General features: G+C 69.4%; 1 protein-coding gene. It reads right to left on the reverse strand.

What is annotated here, in order from left to right:
- The coding region (locus tag NKJ73_RS34060; protein WP_352572766.1) for a condensation domain-containing protein at positions 1-864 on the reverse strand (864 nt) is incomplete at both ends.

Consider the following 864-nt stretch of genomic DNA (forward strand, 5'->3'; position numbering starts at 1 on the left):
CATAGCTCAGCTCTTCGTCCTCATGCACCAGCGCCACCGCCTCCGGCGCCTGGCGCACCTGCTGCTCGAACAGCTCCTGGATGCAGCGCTCCGAAGGATAGGCCGCCGCCGTCCGGTTCAGATCCTCCAAAAGGTAGGTCCGCTCTTCGGCCGGCAGGATGTCCAGCTCCCGCACCGGCGTATTGGGGGCATGCTCCAGTGCCTCCGCCAGTTGCTCGAGCGCGCGCTGCATGTAGCCGCAGACCCGATCGGCGGAGATTGGCTCAACCACCTGCGCGGTGAGGCCGAGCGCCTCGCCAAAATCCTCCACCGACAGGGTCAGCGGATAGTTGGTGCGCTCCTCGCCGCCCAGCCATTCCATGCCGGACAGACCATCATCGGTCCCGGAGCCGGCCATGGCCGCCGGCGTGTTGTGGCGGTAGTTCAACAGCGCGCCAAACAGCGGCGCGGGCGCGGCAACGCCGCTGCAGCGTTGCGCCAGCGCCAGCGAGGCATGCTCGTGCGCCAGCAGCTCGCAAAGCCGGCGATGCGTGGCCCGCACGTTCGCCGCGACTCCGGTCCCGTCGAGGTCAAGCCGCACAGGCAGGGTGTTGATGAACAGGCCCATTGTGCGGTCGGCGCCCGTACCCGCATGCATACGGCCGAACAGCACCGTGCCGAACACCACCTGCTGACGCCCGCTGCTGCGCGCCACCACCTGCCCCCAGGCCAGATGGCACAGGCTGGCCAGGCTCACCCCCAGCCGCCGCGCCTGTTCCCGCAGCCGATCGTTGAGCGCTTGCGGCAGCATCCGATGCGCCTCGCCGACCCCGCTGCCGTCGCCATGGACCTCGCTCAGCCCGAACGGCAGCGTCGGCTCGTCGA

Source organism: Mesorhizobium sp. M0074, assembly GCF_040322975.1.
Taxonomy (GTDB): Bacteria; Pseudomonadota; Alphaproteobacteria; order Rhizobiales; family Rhizobiaceae; genus Mesorhizobium.